This window comes from Streptomyces sp. WY228, assembly GCF_019287315.1.
Classification (GTDB): domain Bacteria; phylum Actinomycetota; class Actinomycetes; order Streptomycetales; family Streptomycetaceae; genus Streptomyces; species Streptomyces caviscabies.
In genome coordinates this window covers 2,994,706-3,012,259 of record NZ_CP079114.1, presented here as the reverse complement: position 1 = coordinate 3,012,259, position 17,554 = coordinate 2,994,706, and the positions used below count along the sequence as shown (strand labels likewise).

Here is a 17,554-nt window from a genome sequence, read left to right as displayed (position 1 = left end):
GCTCCGGCCGGACTTCTTCGGATCCGGCGGCGGGGCCGGGCGCGGACTCGTCTCGTCGGCGGGGGGCGCCGCACCGGCGCCCCCCGCGGTCGCTGTCGTCACGGCGTCAGCTCTTGTACGCCTTGACCGCTTCGGACTCCAGCTGTTTCTGGGTCCCCGCGATGTCCTTCGGGTTCTTCAGGAAGTCCTGGAGGATCTTCCACTCGCCCTTCCCGGGCGTCCCGCCGAACGACTGCGGGGCCTGGTCGGACATGTCGAACCGGACGTCGTCACCGGCGTCGATCAGCGCCTGGGCCATCGTGCGCTGCACGTCGTTCGGGTACGCCTTCAGGTCCAGGCCCTTGTTCGGGGAGATGAACCCGCCCGCCTCGGCCCAGATCTTCGCCGCGTCCGACGATGCCAGCCAGGTCAGCAGCGCCTGCGCGCCCTTGGTGTCCTTCAGCGCCACCGCCGCGTCGCCGCCGGTCACCACGGGGGAGTCCGCGCCGACCGCCGGGAACGGGAAGACCTTGGCGTCCGTACCGATCTTCGCCTCGGTCTGCGCGATGTTGACCGAGACGAAGTCGCCCTCGAAGACCATCGCGCCCTTGGGCTGGTCGCCCCCGGTGAAGGTCTGTGTCACCGAGGCCGGGAACTCCGTCTGGAGCGCCCCGTCCGCGCCGCCCGCGATCAGCTCCGGCTTCCCGAACAGCTCGGCCAGCGTGGTCAGCGCGTCCTTCACGGACGGGTCGGTCCACGGGATCTCGTGCTTCGCCAGCTGGTCGTACTTCTCCGGACCCGCCTGGGAGAGGTAGACGTTCTCGAACCAGTCGGTCAGGGTCCAGCCGTCCGCGCCGCCCACCGAGACCGGCGTGACGCCGGAGGCGGAGATGGTCTCCGCGGTCGTCAGGAAGTCCTTCCAGGTCTTCGGCTCACTGGCCCCCGCGTTGTCGAACGCGGCGGCGTTGTACCAGATCAGCGACTTGTTGGCGGCCTTGAAGTACACGCCGTACTGGGTGCCGTCCACCGCGCCGAGGTCCTGCCAGACCTTCGCGTAGTTCTTGTCGAGCTGGGCCTTCGCCTCGGGGCCGACCGGCTTGGCCCACTTCTTCGCGGCCGCCTGCTGGATCGCGCCGACCTGCGGGATCATCGCCACGTCCGGCGGCTGCTTGCCCGCGATCTTCGTGCCCAGGAAGTTGATGATCGGGTCCTGCGCCGGGACGAACGTGACGCTCGCGCCCGTACGCTTCTCGAACTCGTCCAGCACCTTGGTGAAGTTGGCCTGCTCGGGTCCGGTCCAGACCGCGGCGACGGAGACGTTCTCCCCGTCCAGCTTCGGCAGGTCGACCGTGGACGCGCTGTCCGTGCCCTTGCCGGAGTCGTCGCCCGACTTCTTCTTGCCGTCGCCGTCGCCCCCGCAGCCGGTCAGCGCGAGAGCGCCGACCGCCGCGAACACGAGTGCGGCCCTGCGTATCGAGAAGGTTGTGCGCATTCCTGCCCCGTCTCTTCTTTACGCGCCCGGCCACGTCGCATGCCCGGACCACGTCGTCCGTGCGCACAGTCCTACGCCCGGCGCTCGGGCCCCGCAATACCGCCGTAGGGCCCAACATGGCGATCGTGATCGCCTCGTGACGTCGTGTCAGGGCATGACGGACACGGCCCCGGGCAGGGGCAGGGAGGGGCGGCAGGCGTACGCCGGGGCGGTGGCCGGGTGCGAGCGCCGGAGGCGGGTCGTGCCGGTGTCGGTGTCCTGCGCCGGTGGTCGCCTCAGGCCGTGAACGGGACCAGGGCGGGCAGCCGTTCGGCGTTCACCGAACGGGCCGCGCGCTCCAGAGCGCTGGCGAGCAGCGCCAGGTCGGTCGGCCCGTTGCCCAGCTCCCGGACCGGGCGGCGGGTCGGCGGATCGCCCATCCGCTCCCACTCCAGCGGGACCACGGTGGGGCGCAGTGTCGCCGTCCGCGGGATGCGGCCGGTGACCCGGCCCCCCTGGAAGGGCGTCACCCGGCCGTCCGGATGCCCCAACCGGCCCCGGCCGGGGGCCGGTTCGTCCGGGGACGGCGGCAGCACCGGGGCGTCCAGCACGATGCGCAGCCGGGCGCCGCGGGCCAGTTCGGTGTCCTCGGTACGGTCGGGGCGCGCGGAGGTGGCGACCAGATGCACGCCGAGCCGTCCGCCGTCCCGGGCCACGGCCTCCAGCGCCCGCACCACCGAACCGGCGGCGGGCCGGCCCGGGCTGCCGAGGGCCGGGGCGACCAGGGCGTCGAAGTCGTCGGCGAGGACGACGAGCCGGGGCAGCGGGGACGGGCCCGGGTCCGCGGACCGGGCGGCGGCGGGGCGCAGCCGCAGGGTGCCGCTGGCCGGGGAGTCCAGATCGCCCCGCCGCTCGGCACCGCTCGGCGGCCGCTGGCCCACGACGCGGGGCGAGGCCTCCTGCTGAGCCTCCTGCTGGGCGTACCGCTCGTGCCAGGCGGCGAAGTCCAGGTCGCCGAGCAGCTCGGCGCGCCGCTTCAGCTCGCCGCCCAGGGCCTGCGCGAACTCCCGCATCCGGACCGGGTCGCACGCCACGAGGTGCGTGAAGACATGCGGCAGCTCCGTACAGGGCAGCAGGCCCTCGCCGCGCTCGCCCTGCTCGCCGCCGGCGCCGTCGACCAGCAGGATGCCGAGCCGGTCGGGCCGGGCCGCGGAGGCGAGCGAGGCGGCGACGGCCCGGAGCAGTTCCGTACGGCCGCTGCCCGACGGCCCCTCGATCAGCAGATGCGGTCCCTCGTCGGCGAGATCGACGCTGAGGGGGCCGCGGGGGCCCGCCCCGAGCACGAGGACCGGCCGGCCGGAGTGCACGGTGGGCCGGTCCGCGACCGCGTCGCCCTGTTCACCGGCCCCGGAACCCTGGCCCGGCCCGGAGCGCTGGGCACCGAGGTAGGGCGTGCGCTCGGAGTCACGGGTGTCGCGGGCGTCGAGGGGTGGGTAGGGGGTGCGGCCGGAGTCGCGGGCGTCGAGCGGTGGGTAAGGGGTGCGGCCGGAGTCGCGGGCGTCCAGGGGTGGGTACGGGGTGCGGTCCGGGTCGGGGGTGCCCGCCGCCGGGTACGGGGTGCGGCCGGAGTCGCGCTCCGATGAGGCCGCCGTGCGCTGCGGGCCGACGCGCGGGCCCGCGCTGAGGGTGCGGCCGGAGTTGGGGCTGTCCAGCTCCTGGCGGGGCGCGGAGACAGCCGAGGCCCTGGGCGCCGAGGCGCCGGGCTGGGACTCCGCCGTGGACGCCCAGCGGGCCATCAGCGAGGCCGGAGTGGCGCGGGCCAGGCCCAGCTCGTCCAGCAGCCGGGCGGACGGCGGCAGGGCCGCGGTGGTCGGGCGGCCCGCCAGCGCGGCCGAGCCCTCCTCGCGCAGCGGCGCGAGCGCCCGCCCGAACCGCTCGGCCCAGGCCGACGACACCGCGTCCACGGCGGCCACCGTGCCGTGCCCCGCCGCCTGCCCGCCCGCCGTGCGCAGCAGCCGCAACGCCGTGGCGACATCGCCGCTCAGCATCGCGACCGCCCCGCACTCGCGGAAGGCGATGGAGGCCCGGCAGGCGGCCTCGTACGTCGCGGCCACCGGGGAGGTGGGGGAGGCGGCCGGGGTCTCGGCCAGGCAGATCAGATGGATCCCGGCCGCCGCGCCCGCACCGGCCAGCCGTGCCGTGGTCTCGCGCAGCATCGCCGTACCGGGGTCGCCGTCCAGGACGACCACCGTGTGCGGCCCCTTGTGGGCACGGGCGGCCTCGGCCACCGCCGCCCGGTCCAGATGCGGCCAGCCGGGACCGAGCGGGCCCTCGTCGAGGCGGCGCACCAGCTCGGCCGTACGGGCGGCCGCCTGCTCACGGTCGTACGCGAGGAGCAGCCGGCAGTCCTGCCCGTGCGTCGGGCGCAGATGCGGCAGCCACCCCAGCCAGGACCACTCGCGCCGCCGTTCCTCCAGCGGGCGGGCGCGGTCCGTGCTGATGAGGACGATCTCCAGGTCGAACGGGGAGTGCAGCGCGGCGAGCTGCGCGACCGTCGCGCGGGCCAGCCCCGCCAGCCGGGCGCGCGGACCGGCGAGCCCCAGCGAACCGGCCTCCCGCAGCCCCACGGTCACCGGCACGGCGGGCACCTCGGCCCGGTCGGTCGTGCCGAGCCGCACCACCAGCGCCTCCGGGTGCTCCGGGTGGCGCTCCCACAGCCGGGGCCCGGGTCCGAGCGCGGTCAGCAGCACGGCGGCCGGGTCGGGCCAGGTGCCCTCGGGGGCGGAGGCCAGCGCGGAGAAGGGCGAACCGGGGGAGACGGGCGAGGCGAGGTGCCCGGCCCCGGACGCCGGATCGCCGGAGGGGTCGGCGGACCCGTCCGGGAAACGCCGGGAGCCGTACGTTCCGGAGGTGTCGGAGGCGTACGCGGCCGACGACCCGCGCGCCCCGGAGCCGTACGCCGACGATCCGTACGCCGACGCGGCGCCCGGGCCGTCCGGGGTGCGGGCGGCGCCGTACGCGTCCGGGCCGCCGGAGGGCCGGGGCCGGCCGCCCCCGGTCTCCGGGCCCGCCGTCTGCTCACCCTTCGCACCGCCCTTGAGCCGCCTCGCCCAGGCCCCTATGCCGCGCCGGGGCGCCGGGGCGTCGGTGAACTCCTCGTCGCGGCCGCGGTCGCCGTGTCCGGCCTCGGCGCGATCCGGCCAGGAGCCCTCGTCGGGGACGGAGGGAGCGGAGGGAGCGGCGGAAACGGAGGGGGCGGCGGTGGAGAACGGGGAGGCCGGTGCGGACGCGCCGGGGCCGGTGGTCCGGGGCGGGGCGCCGTACGCCTGGCCGGGGCCCGGGCCGCCGTGGTCGGGGGTGTGCGCGGCGAACGGCGCACCGGTGCCCTGGCCCGGGGCGGCGGACCCCGTCTCGGCGCGGGTCACCCGCAGGTGCCCCTCGCCGTCCGGGGCGGTCGGCAGCGTCGCCGGACGGGAGCCCGCGGTGAGGCGGAGGGCGGACTCGCCGAGCCGCAGCAGGGCGCCGGGGACGAGACGGACCGGCCGTTCGCGCACCTCGACGCCGTCCAGCGAGGTGCCGTTCGTCGAGCCGAGGTCCGCGACCGAGACCCGGCCGTCGTCGGAGACCGTCACCGTGCAGTGCAGCCGGGAGACGTCCGGGTCGTCGAGCGGGACGTCCGCGTCGGCGGAGCGGCCGATCCGGATCTGCCCGCCGTGCAGCAGGTGGACCCCGCCCGCGTCCGGCCCCGCCACCACGTGCAGCTGGGCCGGAACGGCGTCGTCCGTCGCCTCGTCGTCGCCGGGCACCTGGAGCGAGAGGACCGCGCCGTCCACCAGGGGCGGCTCACCCAGCGCGACGCGGTGCCCGTCCAGCCGCTCCCGGCCGGCGAAGAGCACGACCGCCCCGCCGCCCTGGGAGCTCTCGGGCCCCGAAACGGCGGCGGCCAGCTGGGAGGCGACGGCGGCCAGCGCCGTCCCGGCGGGGGCGGTGACGAGCACGTCGCAGGTGCGCGCCGGGGTCTGGCCGCTGCGCGGCGCGAGGACGGTCAGCCGGATCTGCATCGCCGTCAGCGGTCCCTTCTGCGCGGGGGTGCCCGGCAGGGGAAACGCCCTGTGATTCCCCCCACCCGGCACGGACACGTCGTCCGTACAGGTCGTCACGCACCGCGAGACTCCGAGCCCGCAGATCCGTGCTGGAGGCATCCTCGCACCTGCCACTGACAACACGCCCGGCGGTCACCTTTAAATGATCTTGAATGGTCGGCTGTGGGCGCAAAAGTGCCTGCTTGCGTCCGGAACCTGCCGCTCGGACGGCTTCCCTGGCAGCTACCTGCCCACCGCCGGACCGGAACCCGTACGTGCGTCCGAACGTTCGTGCGTCCCTGGGGCGGCCGTACGGCAACCTTCCGCCCGGTCCGCGCGTCTTCCCCCGAAACGCGAGCCCCCACATGCCCCGTTCGGCGGCACTACAGTGGGCCGGAACATTCGGGCACCCTCTCGGGGGACCGCAAGCACCACGATCAGCAGGGAGCGCATGACGTGCGGCCGGTAGGCAGCAAGTACCTGCTCGAGGAGCCGCTCGGGCGCGGCGCCACGGGCACCGTCTGGCGAGCCCGCCAGCGGGAGACCGCGGGCGCCGAGGCGGCCGTCGCGGGTCAGCCCGGCGAGACCGTGGCCATCAAGGTCCTCAAGGAGGAGCTGGCCAACGACGCCGATGTCGTGATGCGGTTCCTGCGGGAGCGCTCCGTCCTGCTGCGGCTCACGCACCCGAACATCGTGCGCACCCGCGACCTCGTCGTCGAGGGCGATCTCCTCGCCCTGGTGATGGACCTGATCGACGGCCCCGACCTGCACCGCTACCTCCGCGAGAACGGCCCGCTCACCCCGGTCGCCGCAGCGCTGCTCACCGCGCAGATCGCGGACGCGCTCGCCGCCAGCCACGCCGACGGCGTCGTCCACCGCGACCTCAAGCCCGCCAACGTGCTGCTCGACGAGCGCGACGGCGGCATGACCCCGATGCTCACCGACTTCGGCATCGCCCGCCTCGCCGACTCCCCGGGCCTGACCCGGACCCACGAGTTCGTCGGCACGCCCGCCTACGTGGCGCCGGAGTCCGCCGAGGGCCGCCCGCAGACCTCCGCCGTCGACATCTACGGCGCGGGCATCCTGCTGTACGAACTGGTCACCGGCCGCCCGCCGTTCGCCGGGGGCACCGCCCTCGAAGTCCTGCACCGGCACCTCAGCGAGGAGCCCCGCCGGCCCTCCACCGTGCCCGCCCCGCTGTGGACGGTCATAGAGCGCTGCCTGAGCAAGGACCCGGAGCGCCGGCCCAGCGCCGAGAACCTGGCCCGTGGTCTGCGTACGGTCGCCGCGGGCATCGGCGTCCACGCGAACTCCGCCCAGATCGCCGCCGCCGACGGAGTGGGCGCCCTGCTCGCCCCCGACCCGGCGCCCACGGCCGTCCCGGAGACCCCGGGCGCGGCCGACCCCACGCAGGTGCTGCCGAGCAACGCGGGCTCCTACGACCCGGCCGCCGCCACCAGCGTGCTCCCGCAGACCGGACCCGGCGGCCAGGGCGGACCCGGCGGCCACGCCGACCCGACCGCCGTCCTGCCGCCCGTGCCGCAGCGCCCCGACGGGCCGCCGCAGCCGGACGGCCCGCACCCCTGGCAGTCGCAGCTCCAGGCGGCCCGCGACCGCAACGAGCAGACCCAGGTCCAGTACCTCGACCCGAGCCAGGACCCGCTGCGCCGACGCCCCCAGCGCCAGCAGCCGCCGCAGCAGCAGTACCAGCAGCCGCAGCAGCCCCAGCGCCGCCAGCCGCCTCCGCAGCACCAGCAGTACCCGCCGCAGCGCCAGCAGCCGCAACAGCACCAGCCACAGCGCTACCAGCAGCCGCAGCAGCCCCAGCGGCAGCAGTACGCCCCTCCGCAGCCGCAGCAGCCCCAGCAGCCGGCCGCGCGCCCGCCGCGCGAGCCGCGTCCGCCGAGGCAGCGCGGCGCCAACCCGATGCGCATCCCCGGACTCGGCTGCCTCAAGGGCTGCCTGTTCACCGTGGTGCTCCTGATCATCGCCGGCTGGCTCATCTGGGAGCTGACCCCGCTCCAGGACTGGGTCGCCCAGGGCAAGGGCTACTGGGAAGCGATCGGCGACGCCATCGGCAAGGTCACCGACTGGTTCTCCCAGCTCGGCGACAGCGCCGGAGGATCGGGCGGGGCCTGACCCGTCGGGGCCGGCCTGTTCATGGCCCGGCCCGTCACCCTGTCCCTTTGTCGACTTCTCCGGGCCTATTTCGCCCGGAGAAGTGAAGGTCGGCGCCATCCAGGGCACGTGACACCCCGAACGCCGCGTAACTTTGTCGACCGGGGGTCCACCGCCAGCCGCTGAGGGAGCAGTCTTGGCACGGAATATCGGCAGCCGGTACACGGCCCACCAGATCCTGGGGCGCGGCAGCGCCGGCACGGTATGGCTCGGCGAAGGGCCCGAAGGCCCGGTCGCCATCAAGCTGCTCCGTGAGGACCTCGCGTCCGACCAGGAGCTCGTGGGCCGCTTCGTACAGGAGCGCACCGCCCTGCTCGGACTCGACCACCCGCACGTGGTCGCCGTCCGGGACCTCGTCGTGGACGGCAACGACCTCGCCCTGGTCATGACGCTCGTACGCGGCACCGACCTGCGCACCCGACTGGACCGCGAGCGCCGCCTCGCCCCCGAGGCCGCCGTCGCGATCATCGCGGACGTCGCCGACGGGCTGGCCGCCGCGCACAAGGCCCAGATCGTCCACCGGGACGTCAAGCCGGAGAACATCCTGCTCGACATGGAGGGCCCGCTCGGCCCCGGCGGCTCGCACCCGGCCCTGCTCACCGACTTCGGCGTCGCCAAGCTGATCGACACCCCGCGCCGCACCAAGGCCACGAAGATCATCGGTACGCCGGACTACCTGGCCCCCGAGATCGTCGAGGGCCTGCCGCCGCGCGCCGCCGTCGACATCTACGCGCTCGCGACCGTGCTGTACGAGCTGCTCGCCGGGTTCACGCCCTTCGGCGGAGGCCACCCCGGCGCGGTCCTGCGCCGCCATGTCACCGAGACCGTCGTCCCGCTCCCCGGCATCCCCGAGGAGCTCTGGCAGCTCCTCGTCCAGTGCCTGGCCAAGGCCCCCGCCTCCCGGCTGCGCGCCTCGGAGCTCGCCGTACGGCTGCGCGACCTGCTGCCCCTGCTGGCGGGGATACCCCCGCTGGAGGTGGACGAGCCGGGCCCCGAGGAGAGCGACCAGCAGCCCGCCGGCTACGACGAGCAGCAGTACACCCCGGCCGCCGAGGAGCCCCGCCGCCGCGGCGCGGTCCCGCTGGTGCCCGGCTCCGCGCCCGACTCCAACCGGGACACCCACACGAGCATGCGCGTCCCGGCCCCGGACGAGCTGGCGGGCGGCCCGCTCGGGACGGCCCGCGCCCCCCGCGCCCCGGGCAGGCCCCGGCCCGGATCCGCCCGCAACAAGGCGGCCGCCGTCCGCAAGCGCCGCCTCACTCTCGCTCTCGCCGCCCTCGCCCTCTGCGCCGCCGTCGCGGTCGGCGGCTGGCTGGCCACCGGCGGCGGAGACGGGGACGGGGCGCCCCGGGACAGCGAGAACTCGGCCCCGGCGACCCCCTGAGCGCACCCCTTCCCCGGGTGGTATTCCGGGCCGGTTCCCGGGGGAGGGCAAGCTTCATCCGGTCAGCCGTTACGCTGGACCCGTGGCAGTCGTCGATATTTCCGAAGAGCTGAAGTCCCTCTCCTCGACCATGGGGTCGATCGAGGCCGTCCTGGACCTGGATGCGCTGAGGGCGGACATCGCCGCGCTCGAGGAGCAGGCTGCGGCGCCGTCCCTGTGGGACGACCCGGAGGCGGCCCAGAAGATCACCAGCAAGCTTTCGCACCTCCAGGCCGAGGTCCGCAAGGCCGAGACCCTGCGCGGCCGCATCGACGACCTCGAAGTCCTCTTCGAGCTCGCGGCGGACGAGGGCGACGCCGACGCCCAGGCGGAGGCCGAGTCCGAGCTGGAGTCGGTGAAGAAGGCGCTGGACGAGATGGAGGTCCGCACGCTCCTCTCCGGCGAGTACGACGCGCGCGAGGCCCTGGTGACCATCCGGGCCGAGGCCGGCGGCGTCGACGCCGCGGACTTCGCGGAGAAGCTCCAGCGCATGTATCTCCGCTGGGCCGAGCAGCACAGCTACAAGACCGAGGTCTACGAGACCGCCTACGCCGAAGAGGCCGGCATCAAGTCGACCACCTTCGCCGTGCAGGTCCCGTACGCCTACGGCACGCTCTCCGTCGAGCAGGGCACCCACCGCCTGGTCCGCATCTCGCCCTTCGACAACCAGGGCCGCCGTCAGACGTCCTTCGCGGGCGTCGAGGTGCTCCCGGTCGTCGAGCAGACCGACCACATCGAGATCGACGAGTCCGAGCTGCGCGTCGACGTGTACCGCTCCTCGGGCCCCGGCGGACAGGGCGTCAACACCACGGACTCCGCGGTCCGTCTGACCCACCTGCCCACCGGCATCGTCGTCTCCTGCCAGAACGAGCGCTCGCAGATCCAGAACAAGGCGTCCGCGATGAACGTCCTCCAGGCCAAGCTCCTCGAGCGCCGCCGCCAGGAGGAGCAGGCCAAGATGAACGCGCTCAAGGGCGACGGCGGCAACTCCTGGGGCAACCAGATGCGTTCGTACGTCCTCCACCCGTACCAGATGGTCAAGGACCTGCGTACGGAGTTCGAGATGGGCAACCCCGAAGCGGTCTTCAACGGCGAGATCGACGGTTTCGTCGAAGCGGGCATCCGCTGGCGCAAGCAGCGCGAGAAGTAGCCTCGGCGGTACGGAGGTTGGGCCCGGACAGGCGACTGTCCGGGCCCTCTCGCGTTGGGGAGAAGCTGTGCCCGATGCGTCACAGTCGTGCTTCCGAATAGCCGTCAAGAACCCCCATACCGGTGTGTAGTGCACGGAACGGCCTTGACGTAATCCTTAACTCTGGCCAGGGTGCTAGAGCAGCATGCGTATGTCTGGGACGGGTGTGAACCGGGGGGCGGGCGGGGTGACCACGACACGACGTGGCCTTGCCGAGAGCGATTCCCCGCAGGGCCACGGCCCGCATATGGCTGCTCCAATGACGAGATCGGCTACTGGGGGTAGCAACACATGACGAAGAAGACGCGTGTTCGCGTCGCGCGGATAGCCGCTGGTGCGGTGATCGCCGCGGGTGCCTCGCTGACCGCTGCCGGTGCGGCGCAGGCGCTGGACTTCAACGACTCCACGATCACCACCCAGGACGAGACCGAGGACGGTCTCATCGGTGGCCTCATCCAGGGCACCACCGAGGGTGGCGACCCGGGCGGCGTCGACGCGGGCGCTGACGGCGGTACCGCTGACGGCGGTGCCGATGGTGGCGTTGACGGCGGTGCTGACGGTGGCGTTGACGGCGGTGTCGATGGCGGTGCTGACGGCGGTGTCGATGGCGGTGCCGATGGTGGCGTCGATGGCGGTGCTGACGGTGGCGTCGATGGCGGTGCCGATGGTGGCGTTGACGGCGGTGCTGACGGTGGCGTCGATGGCGGTGCCGATGGTGGCGTTGACGGCGGTGCTGACGGTGGCGTCGATGGCGGTGCTGACGGTGGCGTTGACGGCGGTGCCGATGGTGGCGTCGATGGCGGTGCCGATGGCGGCGTTGACGGCGGCTCCGGCAACAACGGCGGCTCGGGCAACAACGGCGGCTCGGGCAACAACGGCGGTTCCGGTAACAACGGTGGCTCCGGCAACAACGGCGGCGGCGACCAGGGCGGCTCCACCGGCACCACCGGCTCCACCGGCGGCGACCAGGGTGGCACCACCGGCGGCTCCGCGACCGGCGGCTCCACCACCGGTGGCGACGACGCCGGCACCTGCACCGTCGACCTCGACGGCGCTGAGTGCACCGACGGCACCGACACCGACAGTGTCGGCAACAAGCCGGTCGAGCAGAGCAAGGGCAAGGAAGAGCTCGCCGAGACCGGCGCGGCCGAGACGACCTTCCTGGTCATCGGCGCCGCGACGATGATCGCGGGCGGCATCGGCTTCCGCATCCTGCCGCGCCTCGTCGGCGGCGGTCGCACGGTCGCCTAGTCCGCGGCGGACCGTAAAGGGCCCGGGAGGGCGTACGACGCCTCCCGGGCCCTTCTGCGCGCCCGAACCGCTCAGGCGGCCGTACGCATACGTCTGTCAGCCCCCGACGGGGCGATGAGGGGCGGCCCCGGAGGGCCGTGCGCGTGCGCGGGCCGGATCAGGCCGCTTGGTGCGCCAGCAGCGCGAGGGCGGTCAGCAGCACCACCATCAGGGCGATCAGCATCGCCGGGCTCATCCCGGCCAGCGGGCCCTGGCCCTGCTCCTCCAGCATCTGCTGCCGTACCGCACGGCAGACACGGCAGCGGCCCTCGCTCACGGGCGCCGCGCAGTTCGCGCACACCAGTCGGTCATAGGTCATGCGCATTCCTCCTCCCGCGCGGCGGAGCCGCTTGCCTGCTTTCTCTCCGCACAACGCTCACGGAAACGCAACCGTTCCCCCCACCACTGTGCCAGCTCGCGGCGATTTCGGCGCGGCCCGCCGGACAAGGTCCGGCACGACCCGTTTCGTTCCGGCGGTCGATCCGCCATAAATCACCCATTGCCGGACGCCGCCTGCACGCGTGAGCCCGGTTCGCGTATGGTCACGCTCACCTACTCCCGGCCGACCGTGGTGCATCCGTGATCCGATTCGACAACGTCTCCAAGACCTACCCGAAGCAGACCCGACCGGCTCTGCGCGATGTCTCGCTGGACATCGAGAAGGGTGAGTTCGTCTTCCTGGTGGGGTCCTCCGGCTCCGGCAAGTCGACCTTCATGCGACTGATCCTGCGCGAGGAGCGCGCCAGCACGGGCATGGTCCATGTGCTCGGCAAGGACCTCGCGCGGCTGTCCAACTGGAAGGTGCCGCAGATGCGCCGCCAGCTGGGGACGGTCTTCCAGGACTTCCGCCTGCTGCCCAACAAGACGGTCGCGGAGAACGTGGCCTTCGCGCAGGAGGTCATCGGCAAGCCCCGCGGCGAGATCCGCAAGGCGGTGCCCCAGGTGCTCGACCTCGTCGGCCTCGGCGGCAAGGAGGAGCGGATGCCCGGTGAGCTCTCCGGTGGTGAGCAGCAGCGCGTGGCCATCGCCCGCGCCTTCGTCAACCGCCCGATGCTGCTGATCGCGGACGAGCCGACCGGCAACCTCGACCCGCAGACCTCGGTCGGCATCATGAAGCTGCTGGACCGGATCAACCGGACCGGCACCACCGTGATCATGGCGACCCACGACCAGAACATCGTCGACCAGATGCGCAAGCGCGTCATCGAGCTCGAGCAGGGCCGTCTCGTACGCGACCAGGCACGCGGCGTCTACGGCTACCAGCACTGACCGAGGGGCTCCGGCCCCTCGTGCATTTCGAGCATCGAGTACTGAAAGGACGCCATGCGCGCCCAGTTCGTCCTGTCGGAGATCGGCGTCGGTCTCCGCCGCAACCTCACGATGACCTTCGCGGTCGTGGTCTCCGTCGCCCTCTCGCTCGCCCTGTTCGGCGGTGCGCTGCTGATGCGCGAGCAGGTCAGCACGATGAAGGACTACTGGTACGACAAGGTCAACGTCTCGATCTTCCTCTGCAACAAGAACGACGCCAAGGACATGCCCAAGTGCGCCAAGGGGGCTGTCACCAAGGAGCAGAAGGCGGAGATCAAGGCCGATCTGGAGAAGATGGACGCCGTCCAGACGGTCCACTTCGAGACGGTCGACGAGGCGTACAAGCACTACCAGGAGCAGTTCGGCGACTCCCCGATGGCGGGCAACATCACGCCCGACCAGATGCAGGAGTCCTTCCGGGTCAAGCTGGACGACCCGCAGAAGTACAAGGTCGTCGCGACGGCCTTCGCCGGACGCGACGGGGTGCAGTCCGTCCAGGACCAACGGTCCATCCTGGACAACCTCTTCGAGCTGATGAACGGCATGAACGTCGTAGCGATCTACGTGATGATCCTCATGCTCGTCATCGCGCTGATCCTGATCGTCAACACCGTGCGCGTCTCCGCGTTCAGCCGGAGACGTGAAACGGGCATCATGCGCCTCGTGGGAGCCTCCGGCTTCTACATCCAGGCCCCCTTCATCATGGAGGCGGCCGTCGCCGGCCTGATCGGCGGCGTCCTGGCCTGCGGCATGCTGCTCGGCGGCCGGTACTTCCTGATCGACGGCGGTCTCGCGCTCCAGGAGAAGCTGAACCTGATCAACTTCATCGGCTGGGACGCGGTCCTCACCAAGCTCCCGCTGGTGCTCGCGATCGGCCTGCTGATGCCCGCCGTCGCCGCTCTCTTCGCGCTGCGCAAGTACCTGAAGGTGTGACATGTGCCCCCTGGGGCGCACGGGCGATCGCCCGTGCGCCCCAGGGGGTTTGTCCTAGACTCGTCGCCATGTCGGGCTCCGCTCAACGCTTCGGGCCCCGCGGTCTCCGCCGCGGGGCGGCCCTGACATGGGTCTTCGGGTGCGCTCTCGCCACCGCCGCTGCGACCGGTTCGCTGCCGCAGGACCCCGAGCCCGGGGCCGCGCCGCAGACCCGTGCCGTCTCCTCCACCGTCGCCCCGGTCGACCGCGAGGAGATCGAGGACGCCGCCGCCGAGGCCGAGGCCGACGGGAAGTCCGTGAAGGACGCCGCCGAGGAGGTCGTCAGCCGCAGCGGGGACCGCTGGGGGGCGGTCTACGACGAGCGGGAGTACGAGGAGTTCGAGCAGGCGCTGGACGGTACGTACACCGGCGTCGGGCTCTCCGCCCGGCGCACCGCCCACGGCGGCGTCACCGTGTCCCGGGTCCAGCCCGGCGGTCCCGCCGACCGGGCCGGCATCCGCGCCGGCGACCTGCTGCGCACCCTGGACGGCCGCGCGATCGGCAAGCGCCCCGTCGCGGAGATCGTCGCGTTACTGCGCGGAGACGGTACGGGAGCGGCCGAGGGCAGCCGGGTGGAGCTCGGTCTGGTCCGGGAGGGCCGGAGCTGGACCGAGACCCTGGAGCGGGCCCGGCTGACCACCGAGGCGGTCACCGTGCGGCGGCTGGGCGACGAGCCCTCGTCGGCGGTCCTGGTCAAGGTCGCCGCGTTCACCAAGGGCGCGGGGACCGACGTCCGGGACGCGGTCCGGGACGCCCCCGCCGGGGCGGGGATACTCCTCGATCTGCGCGCCAACTCCGGCGGACTCGTCGCCGAGGCCGTCGTCGCCGCCTCCGCCTTCCTGGACGGCGGCCTGGTCGCCACGTACGACGTGCGCGGGGATCAGCACGCGCTGTACGCCGATCCGGGCGGTGACACGGACCGGCCGGTCGTCGTCCTGGTCGACGGCGGCACGATGAGCGCCGCCGAGCTGCTGACCGGCGCGCTCCAGGACCGGGGCCGCGCGGTCACCGTTGGTTCGCCCACCTTCGGCAAGGGCTCCGTACAGATGCCCAGCGAGCTTCCGGGCGGTTCGGTGGCCGAGCTGACCGTCGGCCACTACCGCACTCCGGGCGGCCGCACGGTCGACGGCAAGGGCATCACCCCCGACCTCGTGGTGGGGGAGCGGGCCCAGCAGCGGGCCGAGACGGTATTGAGTGGCCTCGGGGGTGGGTCGTAGTGCGAAAATGACCGCACTATGGCGAAGGAAAAAGACACCGGGCGCAAGATGATCGCGCAGAACAAGAAGGCGCGGCACGACTACACGATCCTCGACACCTACGAGTGCGGCCTCGTCCTCATGGGTACGGAGGTCAAGTCCCTGCGCATGGGGCGGGCCTCCCTGGTCGACGGCTTCGTGCAGATCGACGACCACGAGGCGTGGCTCCACAACATCCACGTACCCGAGTACGTCCAGGGCACCTGGACCAACCACGCGGCCAAGCGGAAGCGCAAGCTGCTGCTGCACCGGGCCGAGATCGACAAGCTGGAGTCGAAGTCGCAGGAGACGGGCCACACCATCGTGCCGCTCGCGCTGTACTTCAAGGACGGCCGGGTCAAGGTCGAGATCGCGCTGGCGAAGGGCAAGAAGGAGTACGACAAGCGACAGACGCTCCGCGAGAAGCAGGACACGCGGGAGACGAACCGCGCCATCGCGGCGGCCCGCCGGCGGCAGCGCAGCGCCTGAGCGCGCCCCCGCGGGGAATACGCTGGCATCGTCCGGCGTTGGTCACGTACGATGGGCCGTGCACCTCAGCGAAGGTGCGCGTTTTGAAAAATCAACATGGGGATGATCGGTTTCGACAGCGGATGTCGAAGCAGGGGAAGCGAGTCGAGGAAGCGGCAATGATCTCGTAAACCATATGTCGCAAACAATAATCGCCAATTCCAAGCGCGATTCCTCCGCCTTCGCCCTCGCTGCCTAATTAGCAGCTAGCGAAGACTCTGCGGAGTGTCAGCCCGGGGGTGATCCCGACCCGGATCCTGGCATCAACTAGGGATCTAAACTTCTAAGCCCGGCCACGGGGCCTAGAAGGAAATCAAACAGTGGCTGGGCCTGTCGGAGGCTTGTTCGCGTGACCTCCGGGGCCGAGAAAAGCGTAGCGAACTGCACTCGGAGAAGCCCTGGTTCCGCACCGTTGGACGCGGGTTCGATTCCCGCCATCTCCACAGTTCCCATGTAGGCCGCTGCCCCGCGAGTTCGCTCGCGGGGCAGCGGCTTTTTCACGTCCGCCGCCAGGCGCCCTTTTTACGCCCGCCGCCACCGGCCGTACCCGCCGCCCGCGGCCGCGACGGCCAGCGCGAGGGCCGCCGCCGACATCGGGGCCGTATAACCGGGGACCGTGCCCGCGTGTTCGACCAGCCAGCCGCCCGCCGCCGCCCCGGCCGCGACCCCGCCCAGCAGTGCGGTCACCGAGAGCGTCATGCCCTCGTTCAGCTGCTCCGGGCGCGTGGCCCGCTGGACCAGCGTCATGCCCGTGACCATGGTCGGCGCGGTCGCCGCCCCCGCCAGCAGCAGGCAGAGCGCCAGGACCGGCAGGGCGGCCGACGCGGCGACGGCCAGCAGGGGCAGGGACATCAGGGCCGTCATCGCGGCCAGGCACAGCAGCAGCCGGAGGCGGATGTTCCGGGCGGGCCGCAGCGAACCGTAGAGCAGGCCCGCCGCGCACGAGCCGGCCGCCTGGAGCGCCAGGATCGCACCCCCGGCATGCGCGATGGAGACCACCTCCAGCGCCCCGAACACCGCCCCCGTGGCCAGGAACACCGCCAGCAGCGCGGGCATCCCGGACGTCCGCAGCGGCGAGGCCACCGTCTTCGTGCGCGGGGTGACGGGCGGCTCCGTGGAGCGCTGGGCGCTGAAGATCAGGACGCCGGTCAACAGGAGCACCGCGCCCACCAAGGTGCCCGCCTCGGGGAACAGCGCCCCGCAGAGCGTCGCGGCCAGCACCGGGCCCAGCATGAAGCACAGCTCGTCGGCGGCCTGCTCGAAGGAGTTCGCGGTGTGCAGGGCCGCCGGATCGCCCCGGTGCAGATACGCCCAGCGGGCCCGCGACATCCCGCCGGTGTTCGGGGTCGTCGCGGTCGCGGCGTACGCGGCGAACAGCGTCCAGGCCGGGGCGTCGTGGTGGACGCACAGCACCAGGGCCAGCGACCCCAGCACGGCGAGCGCGGTGGCGGGCACGGCGACGCGCGCCTGTCCGAAGCGGTCCACCAGCCGGGCGGTGAAGGGCGCGACGACCGCTGTCGCCGCCAGGCCGGTCGCGGTGACGGCCCCGGCGAGGGCGTACGAGCCCCGGGACCCGGCGATCATGATGACCGCGCTGACGCTGAGCATGCCCATCGGCAGCCGGGCGATCAGATTGCCCGCCGTGAAGGCGCGGGCCCCGGGCGTCGCCAGCAGCCGGAGGTACGGATTCGACGACGGCCGTGCCCGCCGAGGCGCGGCGATCGCCGGCGCGGAGCGCGGGGCCGCGACCAACTGGCCGCCGGAGACGGTGAGAAGGGGAGCGGAGGCCCGTTCGGGCCGGGACGCGGTCTCCGGGCGGGCGGCAGGGGATATCGGCATACGGACCAGGCTCGCCGCGCCCCGCCACCCGGGTCCAACACCTTCTGCGGAGCGATTCAC

At 72.9% G+C, this 17,554-nt stretch carries 12 protein-coding genes and 1 other RNA gene; 9 read left to right on the top strand and 4 right to left on the bottom strand.

Annotated elements, in window-relative coordinates:
* Nucleotides 1-106: 106 nt before the first annotated feature.
* Entirely contained in the window at nucleotides 107-1,471 is a 1,365-nt protein-coding gene (locus tag KV381_RS13050; protein ID WP_098027199.1) for an ABC transporter substrate-binding protein, read from the bottom strand.
* Nucleotides 1,472-1,746: 275 nt separating this feature from the next.
* On the bottom strand, nucleotides 1,747-5,511 hold the full coding sequence (locus KV381_RS13045) for an FHA domain-containing protein (RefSeq protein ID WP_218785251.1): 3,765 nt from the start codon (nucleotides 5,509-5,511) through the stop codon (nucleotides 1,747-1,749).
* Nucleotides 5,512-5,988: 477 nt separating this feature from the next.
* On the opposite strand from KV381_RS13045, the gene KV381_RS13040 reads away from it, so the two are divergent.
* The 4 genes from KV381_RS13040 (at nucleotide 5,989) to KV381_RS13025 (ending at nucleotide 11,573) form a co-directional block, all read left to right on the top strand.
* A complete protein-coding gene (locus KV381_RS13040; RefSeq protein ID WP_030075757.1) occupies nucleotides 5,989-7,671 on the top strand; it encodes a serine/threonine-protein kinase in 1,683 nt (560 codons plus the stop codon).
* Nucleotides 7,672-7,846: 175 nt separating this feature from the next.
* Nucleotides 7,847-9,094 (top strand): serine/threonine-protein kinase, encoded by a 1,248-nt coding sequence (locus KV381_RS13035; RefSeq protein ID WP_218785250.1) that lies wholly within the window; start codon nucleotides 7,847-7,849, stop codon nucleotides 9,092-9,094.
* Nucleotides 9,095-9,176: 82 nt separating this feature from the next.
* The gene (gene prfB / locus KV381_RS13030; protein ID WP_030075761.1) at nucleotides 9,177-10,283 is read left to right on the top strand and encodes a peptide chain release factor 2; all 1,107 of its coding nucleotides are present in this window, start codon (nucleotides 9,177-9,179) and stop codon (nucleotides 10,281-10,283) included.
* A 330-nt stretch (nucleotides 10,284-10,613) separates the two neighbouring features.
* Nucleotides 10,614-11,573, top strand: coding sequence for an LPXTG cell wall anchor domain-containing protein (locus KV381_RS13025; RefSeq protein ID WP_218785249.1), 960 nt, complete (start codon nucleotides 10,614-10,616; stop codon nucleotides 11,571-11,573).
* A 157-nt stretch (nucleotides 11,574-11,730) separates the two neighbouring features.
* Here KV381_RS13025 and KV381_RS13020 read toward each other — a convergent pair whose 3' ends face one another.
* Complete coding sequence (locus KV381_RS13020; protein ID WP_030087514.1) at nucleotides 11,731-11,931, bottom strand: hypothetical protein; 201 nt, start codon at nucleotides 11,929-11,931, stop codon at nucleotides 11,731-11,733.
* A gap of 260 nt (nucleotides 11,932-12,191) precedes the next feature.
* Here KV381_RS13020 and ftsE point away from each other — a divergent pair, with 260 nt between their 5' ends.
* From ftsE to ssrA, 5 genes are all read left to right on the top strand, one after another.
* On the top strand, nucleotides 12,192-12,881 hold the full coding sequence (ftsE, locus tag KV381_RS13015; protein WP_003968787.1) for a cell division ATP-binding protein FtsE: 690 nt from the start codon (nucleotides 12,192-12,194) through the stop codon (nucleotides 12,879-12,881).
* 54 nt (nucleotides 12,882-12,935) lie between these two features.
* Nucleotides 12,936-13,853 carry a permease-like cell division protein FtsX gene (ftsX, locus tag KV381_RS13010; RefSeq protein WP_030087517.1) on the top strand — a complete coding sequence of 306 codons (918 nt, stop codon included), beginning with the start codon at nucleotides 12,936-12,938 and terminating at the stop codon, nucleotides 13,851-13,853.
* A 68-nt stretch (nucleotides 13,854-13,921) separates the two neighbouring features.
* Complete coding sequence (locus tag KV381_RS13005) at nucleotides 13,922-15,109, top strand: S41 family peptidase (RefSeq protein WP_086779158.1); 1,188 nt, start codon at nucleotides 13,922-13,924, stop codon at nucleotides 15,107-15,109.
* 18 nt (nucleotides 15,110-15,127) lie between these two features.
* A complete protein-coding gene (gene smpB / locus KV381_RS13000) occupies nucleotides 15,128-15,616 on the top strand; it encodes an SsrA-binding protein SmpB (RefSeq protein ID WP_003968790.1) in 489 nt (162 codons plus the stop codon).
* 98 nt (nucleotides 15,617-15,714) lie between these two features.
* Nucleotides 15,715-16,101: a transfer-messenger RNA gene (gene ssrA, locus KV381_RS12995) on the top strand.
* Between the two features lie 76 nt (nucleotides 16,102-16,177).
* On the opposite strand, the gene KV381_RS12990 is transcribed toward ssrA, so the two are convergent.
* Entirely contained in the window at nucleotides 16,178-17,494 is a 1,317-nt protein-coding gene (locus KV381_RS12990; protein ID WP_218785248.1) for an MFS transporter, read from the bottom strand.
* Nucleotides 17,495-17,554 lie beyond the last annotated feature (60 nt).